This window comes from Streptomyces sp. NPDC059256 (assembly GCF_042753785.1).
GTDB lineage: Bacteria > Actinomycetota > Actinomycetes > Streptomycetales > Streptomycetaceae > Streptomyces.
Genome location: NZ_JBHYZO010000012.1, coordinates 12,085 through 28,059, shown reverse-complemented (window position 1 = coordinate 28,059; position 15,975 = coordinate 12,085). Strand labels below are relative to the sequence as shown.

Sequence of the window (15,975 nt, the reverse complement as noted above, 5' to 3'; positions counted from 1 at the left end):
ACCAGCGGTTCCATCTCGACACGTACTGATCCCTGGGCAGCAGGCCATGACAGCGGGGTGCGCCGACTTCGCACAGTCGGCGCACCCGGTTCCGGAGCCGGTACCGCGATCCGCGATCCGCGATCCGCGATCCGCTATGGACGCCCCAGCCACGGCGCTCTCCCGTCCGGTGGACGGCAGCGGGCACCACGGCCGACCATGGAGGGGACCTGTCGAACCCGGGGACCAGCCACGGGGAGGCACCAGTGGTGGACACCGAGGCGCCCGATGTCCTGGTCGTCGGAGCGGGCCCGGTCGGGCTGACCACGGCGGCAGAGCTCAGCCGGCGCGGGGTTTCGTGCCGCATCGTCGACAAACTGCCGGCCGGATTGCCGTACGCGAAGGCGGTGGGCATCCAACCGCGAACGCTGGAGATCTGGGACCGCATGGGACTCGTGCGGTCCGTCCTGGACGCGGCGGTTCCCATGCGGGGACAGCTGGTGTACATCAACGGTGTCGAGCAGACCAGGATCGACCTCGCCCTACCGCCCGATGTGCCGTACGGCTTCGCCGCGCTCCCCCAGTACGAGACCGAACGCATCCTCGAACAGTTCCTGGCCGGCCTCGGAACCCGGATCGAGCGGGGTCGCGAGCTGGTGTCGTTCACCCAGGACGGCAACGGGGTGACCTGCGCACTGGTCGATTCGACCGGCGTGCAGGAGGAGGTCCGAGCGCGGTACCTCGTGGGCTGCGACGGCGCTCACAGCGTCGTGCGCAAGTCGCTCGGGCTCACCTTCGATGGCGGCGCCTTCCCTGAGGAGTACATGCTCGCCGATGTGGAGGTCGACTGGGACCTGCCGGCCGGATACGGCGTACGGGCCATGCACCGTGCCGGCGACCGGACCATCGACGATCTCCTGGTGTGCATTCCGCTTCCCGGCGCCGGGCGCTACCGCATGTCGATGCTGGTACCGCCCGAGCTGTCGGCCGCACACGAACAGCAGAACGGGACGCCGCACGACGGGGTCGCACACGGGCTGGAGGGCGGCCGGGTGCCGGTGCTCGCCGATATCCAGACGGTTCTGGACCGGTTGTCCCCAGGGCCGACCACGGCGACCGCCCTGCGGTGGTCCTCGGTCTTCCGGATCAGCCACCGGCTGGTGAACCGGTACGGGGGAGGTCGGGTCTTCGTCGCCGGGGACGCCGCGCACATCCATCCGCCCACGGGCGCGCAGGGGATGAACACCGGCATCCAGGACGCCTACAACCTGGCCTGGAAGCTGGCACTCGTCCTCAGCGATGGCGCCGGGACCGGGCTGCTCGCCAGCTACGACACCGAGCGCCGCCCGATCGGCGAGGAGGTCGTCGCCCGAACCGTCCGGCACGCCGCCGAAGGCGTCCAGGCAGACCCGACCGATCCGCAGACCCTGTTGCTGAGGGAGGCCCAACTGCTCATCGACTACCGGAGCAGTCCTCTGGTGGGTCGGCCGGACCCGACCGCTGGGGACGGACCCCAACCGGGCGATCGGGCCCCGGACTGCGCCGGCCTGACCCGGGACATCGCCGCCTATCCCGTCCGGCTGCACGAGCTGCTCAGGGACCGTGAACACCTGCTGTTGTGGTACGAGGACCGGCCGGGCGGCGTGTCCGACGAACTCACCGAGTTCCTCGCCGTCGCCGAGGAACTGTCAGCCGCACGGCTGGAGACCTGTCTGGTCCTGGCTCCCGCGGTACCGGAGCGGCTCGGCGTCGGACCGCCCGTCTACCGCGACGGCGCGGGCGAGTTCGCCCGGATCTACGGGGTGGGAGGGCCGACGGTGTTGGTGGTGCGTCCCGACGGCCATCTCGGGGCTCGTCTGAGCCCGCCGAGCACCTCGGAACTGACCGCGTACCTCAAGGATGTGTTCCAGCGCTGAGAGCCGGCCGTCCGGACCGGGAGGAAGCACCGAAGAGCCGACCCGCGGCCGTCCCTCGGGGCAGGTCCCGGAAGGACGGGGCTCGGCCGTGCGGTGCCGTCTGCGTCAGGAGTCGGAGCCCGACTTCGTCTTGCGTGCCTCGTTCTTCTCCTTGATCCGCACGGCTTCCTTGCGGACCTCGGCCTGGGTGGCGCGCTCCTGTCGGAGCCACGAGGGGTTCTCGTCCTTCAGGGCGTCGATCTGCTCGGTGGTGAGCGCATCGGTGACCCCGCCACGGGCGAGACCCGCGATGGAGACGCCCAGCTTCGCCGCGACCACCGGCCTGGGGTGCGGGCCGTTGCGCCGCAGGTCCTGCAGCCACTGGGGCGGGTCGGTCTGCAACGCGTTCAGTTCGTTGCGCGAGACGACACCCTCCTGGAACTCGGCAGGGGTGGCCTGGAGGTACACACCCAGCTTCTTCGCCGCGGTGGCGGGCTTCATCGTTTGGGTGGTCTGGTGCGACGTCATGGGGTCAAGGGTATCGAGCGTGTGCGATGCCTTCGACCACGACCGGCTAACCTGGCCTGGTGACAGGCTCGGAAGCACCCCCCCCATTTCGACTCGCGTACGTTCCGGGCGTGACGCCGACCAAGTGGGTCCGGATCTGGCACGAGCGGCTCCCTGCGGTCCCCCTGACGCTCGTCCCGGTGTCCGCCGCGGAAGCCGCGGACGTGTTGCGCGCCCGAAGTGTCGACGCCGGATTCGTCCGTCTGCCGATCGACCGGACGGACCTCAGCGCCATTCCCCTGTATGCGGAGACGACGGTCGTCGTGGTCCCCAAGGACCATGTGGTGGCGGCGGTCGATGAGGTGTCACCGGGCGACCTCGCGGACGAGATCGTGTTGCATCCCCTCGATGACACCCTGGAGTGGGAGGAGCGACCGGGGCTGGCCGCCAAGGAACGCCCCGCCACCACTGCGGACGCCGTCGAGTTGGTGGCTGCGGGAGTGGGAGTCCTCGTCGTACCGCAGTCGCTCGCGCGGTTGCACCACCGCAAGGACCTCACCTACCGAACGGTCGTGGACGCTCCCGAGTCCCGCGTGGCACTGTCCTGGCCCGAGGACGAGACCACCGACCTGGTGGAACAGTTCATCGGAATCGTCCGGGGGCGAACCGTCAACAGCTCCCGCGGTCCTCAGGCCCCGGCTCAGCCCCAGGCGAAGCGCTCCGATGCGGGAGGCGCCCGCAAGAAGCCCGCGGCGGGCAAGCCGGCGGGACGTGGCGGTCGCGCCGGTTCCGGTACGGCCAAGGCGAAGGGACGCGGCAAGCCGCGCCGTCGCTCCTAGCGTCGTGCCCCCGCGGGCGTACGGCACTCCCGATGGCCCCGGACCAGGGCTGATCATCACCGTGGACGTGGGGCGCTCTGCTGGCATATCTTCCGGCAACGCCCGTTCTCGTACGGGCCGTTCCGCTTTCTGTGCCCGTGGGGGGTCAATCGCCATGCTCACGTCCAACACACTGCCCTCGCTCCCACCGCTCCCGTCCCAGCTGCGAAGAACGCCGCGAGTCCTCCTGGTGACGGTCGGGGGCCTGTTGACAGCGGTCGCCATGACCGACCTGTACAAGGTCTACCGGGGGTGGCAGACCTACTCGCTGACCCCGACGAACGAAGGCTTCTCCTTCGTCGCCCAGGAGGAGTTGGACAGTGCCCACCTGGCGTACAACCTCGCCAACTCGATCGGTTCCACCGCGTTCTTCTTCTGCGGGATCGCCTTCGTCGTCTGGTTCCACCGGATGCGCCGCAACGCCGGGACGTTCGAACCCGCAGCCTTCCGACTAGGTCCCGGCTGGGCCATCGGTTCCTGGTTCTTCCCGTTTGTGAACCTGGTGCTGCCCTATCTCATCGCACGCTCCATCTGGAGCGTGGGCGCCCGCCCGGCAGCCGAGGGAAAGGTCACCACCTGGCCGCTGCACCTGTGGTGGGGCCTCTTCGTCGGCAACACGCTGCTCGGCGGTGTCAGCAACTACGTCTACAACGCGGCCGAATCCTTCGAGGAGCAGCGGGACGCCTTGGTCCTGGCGATGACGGCAGACGCCTCGTGGATCGTGGCCGCGGCGGCAGCGGTCTACTTCGTCATCCGGCTGACGGACACGTTGGACTCGAAGGTGGCCGCGGCGCAGCCCGTCTGAAAGGCGCGTGTCTCGGCGATGGCGCGTGTCCCGACGATGGCGCGTTTCCCGACGATGGCGCCCGTCCGCCCGGTGCGCAGTGTTCAGACCAGCTTCTTCGCCTCGTTCAGGGACGGCACCGAGCCGATGGTGAACTCATGGAGGTCGCCGAAGACCTCGATACGCACGGACTGGTCGATTCCGCCCACCTTCAGGGGGTCGAAGCCGGCGGCGCGGATCAGATCCGCCACTTCGCGGCCAGCGGCGTCGTCGTCCGTCGCGTAGAAGCCGACTCCCCGGTCAGGGGAGCGGCGGGCCGCCGAGGTGAGGGAGTCCGCCGAGAGGGTGCCGAACGCCTTCACCGGTCGGGCGCCCCGGGGAAGCAGTGCGGCGATCGTCGCGCCCGCGGACTCGTCCTCCGGGATGGTCTTGGAGAACTCCCCCTGGTCGTTCTGGGCGATCGGATTCGACGGGTCCACGACGATCTTCCCGTCGAGCCGGTCCCCGTACTGCGCCACCAGTTCCTTGATGGTGTCGAACCAGACCGCGAGGACCAGGGTGTCTGCCGCGTCGACGGCTTCGTCCACCGTCACGGCGGCGGCCCGTTCGCCGAGCCGGGTGGCAAGGGCGCGGGCGTCGTCGAGGTCACGGCTGGCGAGAAGGACCGTCTCACCGCCCGCGACCAGGTTGGCGGCCAGACGGGAACCGATGTTGCCCGTGCCCACAATCGCCGTTGTCATGGGGTCTCCGTCCTCGGGGTTCTACTGGGTCGGTGCTGGGGGACGCACCGACCCAGTAGAACCCCGACGGGCCCTGCCCGCACGGTGGGCGGGCATCCAGGTGACCCCTGCCGGGCGCACGAGAACGGGCGCACGAGAACGGGACCCGTGCCTGCTCGGCACGGGTCCCGTCGTCGTCAGCGGTTTCAGGCGAGCGTTGCCAGCGCCTGGTTGAAGGTCTCCGAAGGACGCATCACCGCGGTCGCCTTGGTCACGTCGGGCTGGTAGTAGCCACCGATGTCGACGGGCGAGCCCTGGACGGCGATGAGCTCGTCGACGATGGTCTGCTCCTGCTCCGACAGCGTCTTGGCGAGCGCGCTGAACGCCTCGGCGAGCTGGACGTCGTCGGTCTGCTGTGCCAGCTCCTGGGCCCAGTACAGCGCGAGGTAGAAGTGGCTGCCCCGGTTGTCGATGCCACCGAGACGACGGCTGGGCGACTTGTCCTCGTTGAGGAAGGTGCCCGTGGCCCGGTCCAGGGTGTCGGCGAGCACCTGGGCGCGCGCGTTGTCCGTGGTCTGGGCGAGGTGCTCGAAGCTGACCGCGAGGGCGAGGAACTCACCCAGGCTGTCCCAGCGGAGGTAGTTCTCCTTGACGAGCTGCTGGACGTGCTTGGGCGCCGAGCCGCCGGCTCCGGTCTCGAACAGGCCGCCGCCGTTCATCAGGGGTACGACGGAGAGCATCTTGGCGCTGGTGCCGAGCTCCAGGATCGGGAACAGGTCGGTCAGGTAGTCGCGCAGCACATTGCCGGTGACCGAGATCGTGTCCTCGCCGCGGCGGATGCGCTCCAGCGAGAAAGCGATCGCCTCGACCGGCGCCAGGATGCGGATGTCCAGGCCCTCGGTGTCGTGCTCGGGGAGGTACGCCTCGACCTTGGCGATCAGGCTGGCGTCGTGGGCGCGGCTCTCGTCCAGCCAGAACACGGCCGGGGTACCGCTGGCGCGGGAACGGGTGACGGCGAGCTTGACCCAGTCCTTGATCGGGAGGTCCTTGGTCTGACACATGCGCCAGATGTCGCCGGCGCTGACCACGTGCTCCAGGACCACGGCACCGGAGCCGTCGACCACCCGGACCGTCCCCGTGGTGGGGATCTCGAAGGTCTTGTCGTGGCTGCCGTACTCCTCGGCCTTCTGGGCCATCAGACCGACGTTGGGCACCGAGCCCATCGTCGAGGGGTCGTACGCGCCGTTGGCCCGGCAGTCGTCGATGACGACCTGGTAGATGCCGGCGTAGCTGCTGTCGGGGATGACCGCGAGGGTGTCGGCCTCCTGGCCGTCAGGCCCCCACATGTGGCCGGAGGTGCGGATCATCGCCGGCATGGAGGCGTCGACGATGACATCGCTCGGCACATGGAGATTGGTGATGCCGCGGTCGGAGTCGACCATCGCCAGCGCGGGTCCTTCGGCGAGCTCGGCCTCGAAGGATGCCTTGATCGCGGCGCCGTCGGCCAGAGCGTCCAGTCCCTTGAGGATGCCGCCGAGACCGTCGTTGGGGCTCAGGCCCGCAGCGGCGAACGCCTCGCCGTGCTCGGCGAACGTCTTCGGGAAGAACGCGCGCACCACATGGCCGAAGATGATCGGGTCGGAGACCTTCATCATCGTCGCCTTGAGGTGGACCGAGAAGAGCACGTCCTCGGCCTTGGCACGGGCCACCTGTGCGGTGAGGAACTCGCGCAGGACCGCGACGCGCAGGACGGAGGCGTCCACGACCTCGCCGGCGAGGACGGGTACCGAGTCGCGCAGCACGGTGGTGGTGCCGTCGTCCCCGGTCAGCTCGATCCGCAGCGTGCCCGCCTCGGCGATGACGGCGGACTTCTCGGTGGAGCGGAAGTCGTCGGCGCTCATGTGCGCGACGTTGGTCTTGGAGTCGGCCGACCAGGCGCCCATGCGGTGCGGGTGGGCCTTGGCGTAGTTCTTGACCGAGGCGGGGGCACGGCGGTCGGAGTTGCCCTCGCGGAGCACCGGGTTGACGGCGCTGCCCTTGACCTTGTCGTACCGGGCGCGGACGTCGCGGTCCTCGTCGGTCTTGGGGTCGTCGGGGTAGTTCGGAAGGTCGTAGCCCTGCTCCTGAAGCTCGGCGATCGCCGCCTTCAGCTGCGGGATCGACGCCGAGATGTTCGGCAGCTTGATGATGTTGGCACCGGGGGTCTTGGCCAGTTCACCCAGCTCGGCGAGTGCGTCGTCGATGCGCTGGCTCTCATCCAGCCGCTCGGGGAAGCTGGAGATGATCCGCCCCGCGAGGGAGATGTCACGGCTCTCGACCCTGACTCCGGCCGTCGAGGCATAAGCCTCGACCACCGGCAGGAACGAATGCGTGGCCAGGGCTGGGGCCTCGTCGGTGTGCGTATAGATGATGGTCGAGTCAGTCACCGGGTGCTCCGCTCCACGTCTGCAACATTGCTCGACATCAAGATATCTCGTGTTCGACCCGGTCTCGAAAGGGCCCCGCCCCAGTGTGGTCGCAATCTCGTCACCTGGGACGACGCGGGCAGTTCCGAGCACTGGCTGTGACGGCGTGACGACTGTCAGGACTCAGGGCTGCGGGATCGAGGGCGTCCAGGGTGGCGGGCAGTCGTCGGTGCGGCGCACAGCGCGGCGACGAGTTGGACGCCCGCCGCCGCCAGCAGTGCGGCGGTGAGGGAGCCGAGCGAGATCACCAGCCCGGCCAGGGCGGCGCCCACCGCGAAACCGGTCAGTTTGAGGCTCGCCCCGGTGGTGAAGACCTGTGCGCGCAACCGCTCGGGGGCCTCGCGGTGGCGGATCGTGAACAGTGCGGTCAGTTGGGGGCCTTCGCCCGCACCGGCCAGCACGACGGCGACGACGAGCAGGAGGGGTTGGCCGGTCGCCATCAGTGCGTACGCCAGCGCGAGGGCGAGTGGGCTCCAGTTGAGGATGCGGTCGGGCCCGTGCCGCGGGGGCCGGCGGGCGAGGAGGGCATTGGCGGCGACAGCGGCGACGGCGATCCCGGAGAGCAGGAGCACGCCCCGGTCCCGGTCCCCGAGCAGTTGATCGCCGAGCAGCGGTACGCAGACGACGAAGGCCCCCTCCCCCGCGCAGGAGATCACGGTGACGGCGGTTGCCCGGGCCAACGGCCGGTTCCGGACGGTAGCCCGGAAGCCGGAGCGGAGTTCTGCGCGGAGCAGCTGATCGGCGAGGGGGACGCGCCAATCGCCGGACCGCGGGGAGCGGGCTGCCCTCCGGGAGGGGTCGGGCGGGACGCTCAGGGCCGCGGGGAGGGAGAGGGCGATCAGCACGGCCGCGACGACGACGCCCGTACCTGCTCCCAGGAGTCCGGCCGCCGTGCCGGCGAGCGCCGGTCCGAGCAGTGCGGCGGCATGGAAGGTCATGGCGTCGAGGGCCGTGGCCCGGGGCAGTGCGGCGGGCAGGACGAGCCGGGGCAGTTGGGAGGTCCAGCCGGCGGAGAGGACGGGCCCGAGCAGTCCCGCACCCAGCGCGATCAGAAGCGTCATGACGAGCGGTGGTTCGCCATGGGCGTGGAGTGCCCAGAGGACGGCCAGGAGTGCCAGGCAGTGACCGGCGAGGGCCGCGGCCAGGAGTGCGCCGGGCCGGGTGGATCGGTCCAGGAACAGGCCGAGGAGGGGCCCACCGACGGCTGCGGCGAGGGTCATGCCGGCGAGGAGCACGGAGGCGGTGGCGGTCGAGCCGGTGAGGGCCAGCGCGGTCAGGAGGAGGGCGGGGCCGGACATCTCGTCTCCGGTGCGGGCGACGGCTGCACCCGCCAGATGCATCCTCAGCGCGTAACGGTTCTCCATCCACTTGACGCTACTCAAGTAACTTAAATATGCGCTAGATGCGTTACATTGCCTCGATGGAGCCCTTGAGGAGTGCCGGGTCCGCACGTCATTCGGTGGATGCGATGGCCAGGCGGACGGCTGCCCTGATCAATGTGCTGACCGGGACGGACGGCCCGGACCATCTGGAGCCGCCCGCCGACCTGGAGGCGGTCGGCGCGGTGCTGCGGGCGTACGGCGAGGTGGCATCGGACGACGAACACGGGGCAGCCGAGCGGACCGGACGAGCGGTGGGCGGACTCGCCCCCCTGGCACTCAGCGCCGATGACCTGGTCGAGATGCGTGAGGCGGCCCTCCAACTGCGTACGGTCTTCGCCGCGGAGGGGGTGGACGAGGCGGCTGCCCGGCTCAACGAACTGCTCGCCCTGACGGAGGGCCGACTCAGGCTCTCCTCCCACCGAGGATCCTCGCCCTGGCATCCGCATCTGGACGGGGATGACGACGGACCCTGGGGCGAATGGCTCCTGGCTACGTCGGCGCTGGCGCTGACCGTCCTGGTCTGGGACCGCCAGCGCCCACCGGGCGGAATCTGCGCCTCCACCACCTGCCGCAATGTCTTCCTGACCCAGGGCAGCGGTCCGGTGCGCCGCTACTGTTCACGGCGGTGCGCTACCCGTGAGCGGGTGGCGGCACACCGTCGGGCGCGGCGGACCGACCCTTGAGCGCGGCAAGCTCCACCCGGCGCCGCGCCGGAGCCGTCGGGAGTCAGCAGACGGTCTGGAGACGGAGTTGCCAGCAGCCGGCACGGCCGGTGAGGACGAGGGTGGACAGCGGACGGACGTCCACGTTCCAGTACGAGGTCGGTGGTGCGTTCAGTACGTAGACGAGCGCCGCGCGGATCACCGAGGGTTCCGCCACGGCCACCACGGAACCGCCGTCCTGCGCCGGACGGGTGTCCAGCCAGGTCCCTATCCGTCCGATGAAGGCCAGCAGCGATTCGCCGCCGTGCGGCGCCGACCGGGGATCGGCGAGCCAGGTGTCCACCGCATGCGGCTCCACGGCCGTCACCTCGCCCAGCGTCAGCCCGCGCCAGCGCCCCATGTCGCATCCCCGCAGGGCGGGTTGGGCCATGGGCGCGAAGCCGAGGGCCTGTGCGGTGGCCCGACTACAGAGCGTCGGGGAGCAGTACCGCAGTTCTGCGGCGTTGAGCGGTACGAGGGAGGGCGCGGCCAGTTGCACCTCGTGCCAGCCGGTCTGGTCGGGTGACCGGTCATCGTCGAAACGCTCGGAGAGCATGGAGGTGCTGCGCGCTGCGGCGACGAGCGTGATCCGGACACTCATGGCGTGATGGTGGGCGGGCGGAGGCGAACCGGTCAAGTGACCGGAGTCACTCATTCCACTGACCAGGCAGAGTGCGCCCTTCATTGATCATGCACATGCCACCGACGGGCCATTCCCCGCTGCCGAGTCGGACGCCCGAGCGTTCACCTGACCATTGGCCCCCTGGCCGCGAGCGGTCGCACCGGGACGGGAACCCATGCCGCGGAACGAACAGTTCGGAGGGTCAGGACACCCCGGACTCGCCCCAGGCGGCCCTGAGCCGACGCACTCCTTCCGCGATCTCCGCGCTGTCCGCCACCCCCGCGAAACTGAGCCGCAGATGGGCCCCGGGAGGCTCAGCGCTGAAGTAGGGACGCCCAGGGGCCAGGGCCACACCCCGACGCAGTGCCGCCGCCAACAGCGCCGACTCGCTGCCGCCGTCCGGCAGTCGAAGCCAGAAGTGGTAGCCCCCGGCAGGGATGGCGGACAGCGACAACTGCGGCAACCCGAGCTGCAACGCGGCGGCCATGGCCTCCCTGCGCTCCTTCAACTCCACCCCCACGGTCCGCAGATGACGGTTCCAAGCGGGCGCCCCGACCAGCTCCAACGCGGCCTCTTGCAGGGGGCGGGGAACGAAGAAGCTGTCCACCACCTGGATCGCGCGCAATCGGTCCAGTACGGGCCCTCGGGCCGCGAGCACCCCCACCCGCAGACTGGGCGAAGTCACCTTGGTCAGCGAGCCGACATGGACGACGACCCCGTCGGAGTCGAGCGCGGCGAGCGGTTCCGGGAGCGGCCCCGCATCGGCGTGGACCAGTCGTCGGGCGAAGTCGTCCTCGACAATGAACGCCCCGGCCTCGCGGGCGATCCTCAGCACCTCGGGCCGGCGCGCCGGGGACAGCACGCTTCCGGTGGGGTTCTGGAAGAGCGGCTGACAGACGAAGACCCGTGCGCCCGTCGCAAGGAAAGCGGCGGCCAGCAGTTCGGGGCGGACTCCTGCCGCGTCCACCGGCACCGGCACCGGACGCAACCCGGCCGCCCGGGCGATGGCGAGCATGCCGGGATAGGTGGGCGATTCGACGAGAACGGGCGCGCCGGGTGGGGCCAGTGCGCGCAGGGCCGTGGTGAGCGCCGCCTGTCCGCCCGAAGTGATCAGTACGTCGGCGGCTCCCGTCCGCCCTCCGATGCCCCGGGCGAACCACTCGCGCAGTTCGGGGAGCCCCTCCACCGGCGGCCGTGACCAGGCTCCGGGGCGGCGGGCGGCCCGGGCGAGGGCTGCGGCCATGGCCCGCTCGGGCTGGAGCGAGGGGTGCAGATAGCCGCCGTTGAACTCGATCACGCCCGCTGGGGGTGCGGCCAGGGTGGCGAGCACTCCGGAGGCGTCCACCGACCGGGGCACATGGTCCGACGCCGGTTCCGCGCTGAGGGCGACCTCCTGCCAGGAGGTGTCGCCGGGCGGGACGCTCTGCGCCCGGGGCCGGACCCGGAAGGCACCGGCGCCGGGGCGGGTGACGACGAGCCCTTCGGCAGCTAGTTGCGCCAGCGCCCGGGAGACCGTGACCGGCGAGACCCGATAGCGCTCGACCAGTGCACGACTGGATGGCAGCTTTCCCTCAGGAGAGTAGCGGTCCAGCTCCTTTTTTAGCTGAAACACCAACTCATCCACACTGCTACGCTGATTCATGAAAGTACAGGATAGCGCTACTGATACTGCTTCGATAGCGGTGAACACCCCGCCGGCCAGGGACCAGAGCCCCGTGACGGGCGTGGACGACTCTCCCTCGGCGACCTCAGGAACCCTGCTCGCCGCACTGGGTGTAATCGCCTTCTCGCTCACCTTTCCGTCCACCGTGTGGGGACTGACGTCCTTCGGCCCCTGGTCCCTGGTCTCGCTGCGATCCGTTCTGGCGGCGGTCATCGCCGGCGGCTTCCTGTTGCTGTTGCGGGTGCCGGTGCCCGACCGCCGCCACTGGGTGGCCCTCGCAGTCGTCGCCGGCGGTGTGGTGGTGGGCTTCCCCCTGCTGACGACCCTCGCCCTCCAGACGTCGACGACCTCGCACGCGGCGGTCGTCGTCGGACTGCTCCCCCTGACCACCGCCGTGTTCGCCGCGGTGCGCACCGGGCGCCGCCCCTCGCGGGCGTTCTGGCTGGCCGCCGGAGCGGGCGCGGCCGTGGTCATCGCCTTCACCGTGTCGCAGAGCGGCGGCTCCCTCCAGGGCGGCGACCTCTACCTCTTCGGCGCGCTCCTGGTCTGCGCGGCGGGCTACACCGAAGGCGGGCGGCTCGCCCGGGAGATGCCCGGTTGGCAGGTGATCGGCTGGGCCCTGATCCTGTGCCTGCCGCTGGCGCTCACGGGCTCCGCGGTGTCCCTCGCCGTCGAACCCGTGCGGCTGACGGCCCAAGGACTGATCGGACTGGCGTGGGTGGCCGTCGTCTCCACGTTCTGCGGCCTCTACGTCTGGTACCGGGGCATGGCCGCGATCGGCATCGCCCGGGCCAGCCAACTCCAACTCGCCCAGCCGCTGCTCACCCTGGTCTGGTCGGTCGCCCTGCTGTCCGAGGAACTCGCCCAGGCCGCTCCGCTGGCCGCCGTCGCGGTGCTGGTCTGCATCGCCGTCACCCAGCGGGTCCGCAGTTGACCTGTCCGGACGGATCGCACGCCTGCGCGCAGCACCCGGACGATCGACCGGGGGTGCGGCTTCCGTCCCCGGTCGTAGACTCGAAGACACGAGGACTGCCTGCGAGGAGGTCACTGCCGATGCACGCGAATGTGGGCGACAAACTGGTGGTGCACGGCCGGATCGTGGGCCAGCACGACCGGATCGCCGAGGTCGTCGAGGTGCTCGGCCCCGAGGGCGGGCCACCGTACCGGGTCCGGTTCGACGACGGACACGAGACGCTGCTGTCCCCCGGTCCCGACACCGTCATCCAGCCGCACGAAGCAGCCTGAGGGCGGCGCCGGCACGGGCGCCGGTCAAGGGCAAGGATCACCGACAGGGCCTCCCGGTAGACCGAGGGGCCCTTCGTGTGGACCGAGGGGCCCTTCGCCCAGCAGGAACCAGCGCTATCGCTGTGCCGGGGCTCCGCCGTAGTGGTCGGCCACCACCCGGGCCATTGCACCGCCCCGGTCCGCGCTGACCTCGCGGGCGGAGAAGAAGCAGTGCCCTTCGACCCGGTCGTACCCGCTGGCCAGGGTCAGGTGCCGGGAGAGTTCCGCGGGGTCCTGCCAGGAGGCCGGCTGGGCGGAGTCCCCCGCCTTGTAGAGCGCTTCGCCGATGTAGAGGGAGACGTCCGTGCCCTGGACCAGGTCGTTCCACCATGGCAGCAGAACGGCGTAGTCGGCGGCCTTGAAGCCGATGTGCCAGTAGATCTGGGGCACGACGTGGTCGATCCACCCCCGGTGGATCCAGGTGCGGGTGTCGGCGTGGAGGTCGTCGTACGTCTGGACCCCTGCTGTGGTCTTCGACCCCCGCGGATCGGTGGCGGCGTTGCGCCAGACCGCGAAGGGGCTGACGCCGAACCGGACCCCGGCCCGGGTCTCCTCGATCCGAGCGGACATCTCCTGGATCAGCAGATCGATGTTGGCGCGCCGCCACGCGGCCCGATCGGCGAAGCCCGCACCGTGACGGGCGAAGGCGAGGTCGTCGTCGAAGCGCTGACCGGCCACCGGATAGGGGTAGAAGTAGTCGTCGAAGTGGACGGCGTCGACGTCGTAGCGGCGAACCGCGTCGATCATCGCCTCCTGTACGAAGGCCCGCACCTCCGGCAGCCCGGGGTTGTAGTAGAGCTTGCCTCCGTAGGGCACCACCCAGTCCGGGCGCAGCCGTGCGGGATGGTCCGCCGCCAGTCGGCTCTGATCGGCGTGGACCGCCGCCCGGTAGGGATTGAACCAGGCGTGCAGCTCCAGCCCGCGACGGTGGGCCTCGTCCACGGCGGTCCCCAGCGGATCCCAGCCCGGGTCCCCGCCCTGCGTTCCCGTCAGCCACTGGGACCACGGTTCGTACGGGGACGGCCACAGGGCGTCGGCCGCCGGTCTGACCTGGAAGACGACCGCCCGCAGACCGCGCTCGACGGCCGTGTCCAGGTGGGCCAGCAGTTCAGCGCGCTGTCGGTCCGCGCTCAGCCCGGGGGCGGACGGCCAGTCGCGGTTGCTGACCGTGGCCAGCCACATCCCGCGGAAGTCCCGTGTCCGTCTGCTGCCCGCCGCGATCTCCTGGGCCCCTCGGGGTCTCGCCACCGCGTCCCCTGCCACCGTCACCCCCGCCAGGGCCCCCGCGGCCGTACCGATGAGGGCCCTTCTGCCGATACTCCCCACACCCTGCCCGATCTGCCCCATGTGCAACCCGTACCTTTCACTCCACCGCGGTCAGCGGCCTCCCGGCCCCTGGCATTCCCGCCCCTGGTCGTCGCGGACAGCGGTATCCGCAGTAACGTCGGAGCGTCGAGGCCGGCACCGGAACCATACGGAGGCCGCGCCACCCCAGATCAGCGAAAGGCACGAGGTGACGGACACAATGGCCGACATTGCACGCGTCGGAGTGGTGGGCTGTGGCCAAATGGGCGCGGGCATCGCAGAGGTGTGCGCACGCAGCGGCCTGGAGGTCAAGGTGGCCGAGACCACGGGCGAAGCCCTGGAGATCGGTCGCACCCGGCTGACCAATTCCCTCGCGAAGGCCGCCGAACGCGGCAAGATCAGCGAGGTCGAGCGCGATGAGGCGTTGGCGCGCCTCAGTTTCACCACCGACCTCGGGGAGTTCGCGGACCGCGATCTCGTCATCGAGGCCGTCGTGGAGAACGAGCAGGTCAAGACCGAGATCTTTCAGGTGCTCGACCAGGTGGTGACCCGGCCGGACGCCATCCTGGCATCCAACACCTCCTCCATTCCGCTGGTGAAGCTGGCCGTCGCGACCTCACGGCCCGACCAGGTCATCGGCATCCACTTCTTCAATCCGGCCCCCGTCCAGCAGCTCGTCGAGCTGATCCCCGCGCTGACCACGTCCGAGGAGACGATCAAGCGCTCGGAGGCCGTCGTCCAGCAGGTACTGGACAAGCACGCCATCAGGGCCCAGGACCGCTCGGGCTTCGTGGTGAACGCGCTCCTCATCCCCTATCTCCTCTCGGCGATCCGGATGTTCGAATCCGGCATCGCCAGCCGCGAGGACATCGACAACGGCATGGAGCTGGGCTGCGCCCATCCGATGGGACCGCTCAAGCTGGCCGATCTGATCGGCCTGGACACGGTGGCCTCGGTCGCCGACTCCATGTACGACGAGTACAAGGAACCGCTGTACGCCGCGCCCCCGCTGCTCCAGCGGATGGTCGACGCGGGGCGCCTTGGCCGCAAGTCGGGCTCGGGCTTCTACCAGTACGCCTGACCCCGCCCGCCCCGACGCCCCGATCCCTGAGGTGGCTCAGCCCAGCCGTAGTTGATGGAGCATCAGCAGCCCGGCCGCCATGTTGGCGGCCGGGACCTCGCCCCGGGCGATCATGTCCGGCACCCCTTTCAAGGGCACCCATTCCCGGCGCGATGACTCGAAGTCGTCCTGGGGATGACCGATGTAGGTGGCGCTGTCGGCCCAGTAGAGGTGGTGTCGGGAGTCGGTGAGGCCGTTGGACGGCTCCACGGTCATCAGCGGGCGCAGCGGACCGGGACGCCAGCCCGTCTCCTCCTCCATCTCCCTGGCTGCCGCGCTCTCGATGTCCTCCCCGTCCTCGACGACGCCCGCGGCCAACTCCCACCCCCAACTGTCCGTGATGAACCGGTGGCGCCAGAGCATCAACACCTCGTTGGCGGTGTTGACGGCCGTTGCGATGGCGACGGGACGCATTCTGATGAGGAAGTGGTCCAGGTGCCGGCCGTCAGGAAGCTCGACATCTGCGAGGTTCACGGTGAACCAGCGATTTTGATACACAGTTTGTTCGTTTAAGTTCATCCACTGCACGTCTTGTGCCGCCTTTCGACCAGTCGATGGCAACATCGCAGCAGGCGCAGCGCTCCCGAGGGGCATCACAGCGCAGAGTGGGCCGGATAGGAACGTGCGCTTCCGGACATCGAGGCGTACGGCCGGGCCCCGAGAAGCGCTCG

General features: G+C 70.0%; 15 protein-coding genes. 7 read left to right on the top strand and 8 right to left on the bottom strand.

The annotated features are described in order from the left end of the window. Positions 1–245 precede the first annotated feature (245 nt). Positions 246–1,895, top strand: coding sequence for an FAD-dependent monooxygenase (locus tag ACFXJL_RS23630; protein ID WP_384695396.1), 1,650 nt, complete (start codon positions 246–248; stop codon positions 1,893–1,895). A gap of 105 nt (positions 1,896–2,000) precedes the next feature. Here ACFXJL_RS23630 and ACFXJL_RS23625 read toward each other — a convergent pair whose 3' ends face one another. Next, entirely contained in the window at positions 2,001–2,402 is a 402-nt protein-coding gene (locus tag ACFXJL_RS23625; protein ID WP_384695393.1) for a DUF5997 family protein, read from the bottom strand. Between the two features lie 59 nt (positions 2,403–2,461). Here ACFXJL_RS23625 and ACFXJL_RS23620 point away from each other — a divergent pair, with 59 nt between their 5' ends. Beyond that, on the top strand, positions 2,462–3,220 hold the full coding sequence (locus tag ACFXJL_RS23620) for a LysR substrate-binding domain-containing protein (RefSeq protein WP_384695389.1): 759 nt from the start codon (positions 2,462–2,464) through the stop codon (positions 3,218–3,220). A 262-nt stretch (positions 3,221–3,482) separates the two neighbouring features. Then, a complete protein-coding gene (locus tag ACFXJL_RS23615; RefSeq protein WP_384695386.1) occupies positions 3,483–4,064 on the top strand; it encodes a DUF4328 domain-containing protein in 582 nt (193 codons plus the stop codon). Positions 4,065–4,147: 83 nt separating this feature from the next. On the opposite strand, the gene ACFXJL_RS23610 is transcribed toward ACFXJL_RS23615, so the two are convergent. The 3 genes from ACFXJL_RS23610 to ACFXJL_RS23600 form a co-directional block, all read right to left on the bottom strand. Then, positions 4,148–4,783 carry an NAD(P)-binding domain-containing protein gene (locus ACFXJL_RS23610; protein ID WP_358878185.1) on the bottom strand — a complete coding sequence of 212 codons (636 nt, stop codon included), beginning with the start codon at positions 4,781–4,783 and terminating at the stop codon, positions 4,148–4,150. A 185-nt stretch (positions 4,784–4,968) separates the two neighbouring features. After that, positions 4,969–7,188, bottom strand: a complete 2,220-nt coding sequence (locus tag ACFXJL_RS23605) for an NADP-dependent isocitrate dehydrogenase (protein ID WP_384637278.1) — start codon at positions 7,186–7,188, stop codon at positions 4,969–4,971. A 155-nt stretch (positions 7,189–7,343) separates the two neighbouring features. Then, positions 7,344–8,591 carry an MFS transporter gene (locus ACFXJL_RS23600; protein ID WP_384695383.1) on the bottom strand — a complete coding sequence of 416 codons (1,248 nt, stop codon included), beginning with the start codon at positions 8,589–8,591 and terminating at the stop codon, positions 7,344–7,346. Positions 8,592–8,647: 56 nt separating this feature from the next. Here ACFXJL_RS23600 and ACFXJL_RS23595 point away from each other — a divergent pair, with 56 nt between their 5' ends. Beyond that, the gene (locus ACFXJL_RS23595) at positions 8,648–9,292 is read left to right on the top strand and encodes a CGNR zinc finger domain-containing protein (protein WP_384637284.1); all 645 of its coding nucleotides are present in this window, start codon (positions 8,648–8,650) and stop codon (positions 9,290–9,292) included. 43 nt (positions 9,293–9,335) lie between these two features. On the opposite strand, the gene ACFXJL_RS23590 is transcribed toward ACFXJL_RS23595, so the two are convergent. After that, positions 9,336–9,911, bottom strand: coding sequence for a histidine phosphatase family protein (locus ACFXJL_RS23590; protein ID WP_358878189.1), 576 nt, complete (start codon positions 9,909–9,911; stop codon positions 9,336–9,338). Positions 9,912–10,134: 223 nt separating this feature from the next. After that, positions 10,135–11,808, bottom strand: coding sequence for a PLP-dependent aminotransferase family protein (locus ACFXJL_RS23585; protein ID WP_384695379.1), 1,674 nt, complete (start codon positions 11,806–11,808; stop codon positions 10,135–10,137). Here ACFXJL_RS23585 and ACFXJL_RS23580 point away from each other — a divergent pair. Together ACFXJL_RS23580 and ACFXJL_RS23575 are read left to right on the top strand one after the other, a co-directional pair. Further along, entirely contained in the window at positions 11,690–12,529 is an 840-nt protein-coding gene (locus ACFXJL_RS23580) for a DMT family transporter (RefSeq protein ID WP_384695594.1), read from the top strand. The genes ACFXJL_RS23585 and ACFXJL_RS23580 overlap by 119 nt on opposite strands. 119 nt (positions 12,530–12,648) lie before the next feature. After that, complete coding sequence (locus ACFXJL_RS23575; RefSeq protein ID WP_358878192.1) at positions 12,649–12,840, top strand: DUF1918 domain-containing protein; 192 nt, start codon at positions 12,649–12,651, stop codon at positions 12,838–12,840. 114 nt (positions 12,841–12,954) lie between these two features. Here ACFXJL_RS23575 and ACFXJL_RS23570 read toward each other — a convergent pair whose 3' ends face one another. Continuing rightward, the gene (locus ACFXJL_RS23570) at positions 12,955–14,226 is read right to left on the bottom strand and encodes a glycoside hydrolase family 10 protein (protein WP_384695375.1); all 1,272 of its coding nucleotides are present in this window, start codon (positions 14,224–14,226) and stop codon (positions 12,955–12,957) included. 178 nt (positions 14,227–14,404) lie between these two features. On the opposite strand from ACFXJL_RS23570, the gene ACFXJL_RS23565 reads away from it, so the two are divergent. Then, positions 14,405–15,265 carry a 3-hydroxybutyryl-CoA dehydrogenase gene (locus ACFXJL_RS23565; protein WP_358878194.1) on the top strand — a complete coding sequence of 287 codons (861 nt, stop codon included), beginning with the start codon at positions 14,405–14,407 and terminating at the stop codon, positions 15,263–15,265. 36 nt (positions 15,266–15,301) lie between these two features. Here the strand turns inward: ACFXJL_RS23565 and ACFXJL_RS23560 are convergent, their stop codons facing one another. Continuing rightward, positions 15,302–15,832: an NUDIX hydrolase gene (locus tag ACFXJL_RS23560; protein ID WP_358878195.1), complete on the bottom strand. Its 531-nt coding sequence runs from the start codon at positions 15,830–15,832 to the stop codon at positions 15,302–15,304. Positions 15,833–15,975 lie beyond the last annotated feature (143 nt).

What these genes read in the sequence shown, in the direction of transcription:
- ACFXJL_RS23570 (WP_384695375.1), bottom strand. Translation starts at nt 14,226, where the DNA reads ATGGGGCAGATCGGGCAGGGTGTGGGGAGTATCGGCAGAAGGGCCCTC.
- ACFXJL_RS23590 (WP_358878189.1), bottom strand. Translation starts at nt 9,911, where the DNA reads ATGAGTGTCCGGATCACGCTCGTCGCCGCAGCGCGCAGCACCTCCATG.
- ACFXJL_RS23585 (WP_384695379.1), bottom strand. Translation starts at nt 11,808, where the DNA reads ATGACCGCCGCCAGAACGGATCGCAGCGAGACCAGGGACCAGGGGCCG.
- ACFXJL_RS23565 (WP_358878194.1), top strand. Translation starts at nt 14,405, where the DNA reads ATGGCCGACATTGCACGCGTCGGAGTGGTGGGCTGTGGCCAAATGGGC.
- ACFXJL_RS23625 (WP_384695393.1), bottom strand. Translation starts at nt 2,402, where the DNA reads ATGACGTCGCACCAGACCACCCAAACGATGAAGCCCGCCACCGCGGCG.
- ACFXJL_RS23615 (WP_384695386.1), top strand. Translation starts at nt 3,483, where the DNA reads ATGACCGACCTGTACAAGGTCTACCGGGGGTGGCAGACCTACTCGCTG.
- ACFXJL_RS23595 (WP_384637284.1), top strand. Translation starts at nt 8,648, where the DNA reads ATGGAGCCCTTGAGGAGTGCCGGGTCCGCACGTCATTCGGTGGATGCG.
- ACFXJL_RS23600 (WP_384695383.1), bottom strand. Translation starts at nt 8,591, where the DNA reads ATGGAGAACCGTTACGCGCTGAGGATGCATCTGGCGGGTGCAGCCGTC.
- ACFXJL_RS23575 (WP_358878192.1), top strand. Translation starts at nt 12,649, where the DNA reads ATGCACGCGAATGTGGGCGACAAACTGGTGGTGCACGGCCGGATCGTG.
- ACFXJL_RS23610 (WP_358878185.1), bottom strand. Translation starts at nt 4,783, where the DNA reads ATGACAACGGCGATTGTGGGCACGGGCAACATCGGTTCCCGTCTGGCC.